Raw genomic sequence first — 2,509 nt, forward strand, 5'->3', positions numbered from 1 at the left:
TGTACAACTCAATAATAGCAAATTAATAAGAACTCAGGCTGATATGTATAACCGAGGAGTCATATATCTAACTGGTACAAACTTAAGGGAGTATATAGGTAGCGTTAATGTTAAGTTTTATAGAGAATAGAAAGGAAACAACACATGACACAATTTAATGAATTTATTATCGCTTTTGCGACAGGCTTTTTAGCAGTAGCAGTAGGCAGTATCGTGAAAATGGTGAAAGACTATCTTTTGCGTAAAGGCGGAGAGAAAGCGGTAATCATCGCTGAAATCCTAGCCAAGAACGCAGTTCATGCCGTTGAGCAGGTGGCTCAAGAGACAGGTTATAAAGGTGATGAAAAATTGGCACAGGCTCGCACTAAAATTCGGGCAGAGCTGACCAAATATAAGATCAGCATGACCGATAAGGACTTGGATACCTTTGTGGAGTCCGCAGTGAAGCAGATGAACGACGCTTGGAGGGAGTAGAGATGGATATCGATACAAGCAGACTACGTACAGGCTTGCCACAAGTAGGCTATGCGCCATATCGACAAGTGCACGCTCACTCTACGGGGAACCGTAATTCTACCGTGCAAAATGAAGCTGATTATCACTACAGAAAGAACCCTGAGCTTGGTTTCTTCTCTCATGTCGTTGGTAACGGCCGTGTCATGCAAGTAGGACCCGTAAACAACGGATCGTGGGATGTTGGTGGTGGTTGGAATGCGGAAAGCTATGCGGCAGTTGAATTGATTGAAAGCCATTCAACTAAAGAAGAGTTCATGACAGACTACCGTCTCTATATCGAACTCTTACGCAATCTAGCAGATGAAGCAGGTTTGCCGAAAACGCTTGATACAAGCAGTTTGGAAGGTATCAAAACGCATGAATACTGTACCAATAACCAACCAGACAATCATTCAGACCACGTTGACCCGTATCCATATCTAGCCAAATGGGGCATTAGCCGTGAACAGTTCAAGCAGGATATTGAAAGTGGCTTGACAATTGAAACAGGTTGGAAGAAGAACGATACAGGCTATTGGTATGTACACTCAGACGGCTCTTATTCAAAAGATAAGTTTGAGAAAATCAACGGAACCTGGTATTACTTCGACGGCTCAGGCTACATGCTTGCGAACCGCTGGAAGCAGCACACAGATGGTAATTGGTACTGGTTTGACCAGTCAGGTGAAATGGCGACAGGCTGGAAGAAAATCGCTGAGAAGTGGTATTATTTCGACGTAGAGGGCGCTATGAAGACAGGATGGGTCAAGTACAAGGAGACTTGGTACTACTTAGACGGTAAAGAAGGTGCCATGGTATCAAACGCCTTTATCCAGTCTGCGGACGGAACAGGCTGGTACTACCTCAAACCAGACGGAACATTGGCAGATAAACCAGAGTTCACAGTTGAGCCAGACGGCTTGATTACGACTAAATAGAAAGGCTTCAAAATAGATTACACCAACCGCAGGCTCAGGCTTGCGGTTTTTTGTTTGTCTGAATCAAGAAAACATCTAACCAACCGACATTAATGTCGGTAGCAAAATAAATGGTTTGTCTGAAAAAAATTGACTTGTTGACATCAACAAATAGCTTTATAAAGCGCTTGGTTGCCAATTTTGTTGATGTTAACAAAATTAGAGTTTATATTTCTATTTTGCAAAAACAGGCATTTTGAACGATTAGAAAGCAAAATCACAATCCTATTGTTCAAAAAAGCGTTTACGTGAAGAATATGGAGAGGAAATCGTGGTGTATCATTGTCAAAAACGGTGTTTTGTTAAAAATAAAAAACAGTGACCGAAATCACTGCTTATCAGTTGTAGCAAATTCATAAAGTTTTTCCGCTGTGAGAAGTGCCATTTTGTCCATGCTTGTTTTTCCTTTTCTGAGATCAGAAACAGTAGTCCATGGAACTCCAGCACCTTGCGAAATAGTAGATGTAGACATCGAACTGTCTAGCAATTCTTGAATAACTTTTCTCATCTTATTTGTCCTTTTTGTTTTTTAGATAAATATATACATTGATTGCAATTATAAAAATAGCTATTGCGCTGACCATTGCATTTCCTCTTTTCATTTGATAAAATAGAGGTGTGAGGGGCTTTCGCCCCAACCTCTTAGCGTTTACCTTTTTCTTTGACGGGATTTCGGTTTACGCTTTTTGTTTTGCCTTGCGACCGTTATTGCGGTCACTAGACTTGCGATAGCAGTTACCGTTTCAGGAATATTGTCTATTGCCTTTTCAAGTAACCTAAGCCAATCTTCTTTGTTCAATTTCATCACCCCCTTTCCTTATCTTGATTATATTATATCACGGCATACCGAGAAAGTCAAGAGTTTTGATGAAGTTTTTTAAAAAAACAGGGGGCAAAAAAGGGGCAAAAGTGTCGTAAATCTCTGTAAAATGATGTAAAAACATTTATTTAAAAGCTCAAAATATAGCTATTTTAAAAGGTATTGTAAGATATAGTAAAACGATGTAAAGGTATTTGTAAAAGCCGATGAATTATAA

Annotated in this window: 4 protein-coding genes; 2 read left to right on the top strand and 2 right to left on the bottom strand. The window is 40.0% G+C overall.

Annotation, left to right across the window (positions count from 1 at the left end; genetic code table 11):
* The first annotated feature begins 144 nt into the window (after window positions 1–144).
* Window positions 145–474 carry a phage holin gene (locus tag HT693_RS10790; RefSeq protein WP_000191486.1) on the top strand — a complete coding sequence of 110 codons (330 nt, stop codon included), beginning with the start codon at window positions 145–147 and terminating at the stop codon, window positions 472–474.
* 2 nt (window positions 475–476) lie between these two features.
* On the top strand, window positions 477–1,433 hold the full coding sequence (locus tag HT693_RS10795) for an N-acetylmuramoyl-L-alanine amidase family protein (protein ID WP_172925182.1): 957 nt from the start codon (window positions 477–479) through the stop codon (window positions 1,431–1,433).
* Window positions 1,434–1,800: 367 nt separating this feature from the next.
* Here HT693_RS10795 and HT693_RS10800 read toward each other — a convergent pair whose 3' ends face one another.
* Together HT693_RS10800 and HT693_RS10805 are read right to left on the bottom strand one after the other, a co-directional pair.
* Window positions 1,801–1,980, bottom strand: a complete 180-nt coding sequence (locus HT693_RS10800; RefSeq protein ID WP_001233346.1) for a hypothetical protein — start codon at window positions 1,978–1,980, stop codon at window positions 1,801–1,803.
* Window positions 1,981–2,121: 141 nt separating this feature from the next.
* Window positions 2,122–2,271 carry a hypothetical protein gene (locus tag HT693_RS10805; protein WP_001030863.1) on the bottom strand — a complete coding sequence of 50 codons (150 nt, stop codon included), beginning with the start codon at window positions 2,269–2,271 and terminating at the stop codon, window positions 2,122–2,124.
* Window positions 2,272–2,509: the final 238 nt, after the last annotated feature.

It is taken from the genome of Streptococcus sp. 2154 (assembly GCF_013277255.1).
Taxonomy (GTDB): Bacteria; Bacillota; Bacilli; order Lactobacillales; family Streptococcaceae; genus Streptococcus; species Streptococcus pseudopneumoniae.

Bases quoted from the DNA above. Each gene is read 5' to 3' on its own strand.
- HT693_RS10790 (WP_000191486.1), top strand. From the start codon at position 145: ATGACACAATTTAATGAATTTATTATCGCTTTTGCGACAGGCTTTTTA.
- HT693_RS10795 (WP_172925182.1), top strand. From the start codon at position 477: ATGGATATCGATACAAGCAGACTACGTACAGGCTTGCCACAAGTAGGC.
- HT693_RS10800 (WP_001233346.1), bottom strand. From the start codon at position 1,980: ATGAGAAAAGTTATTCAAGAATTGCTAGACAGTTCGATGTCTACATCT.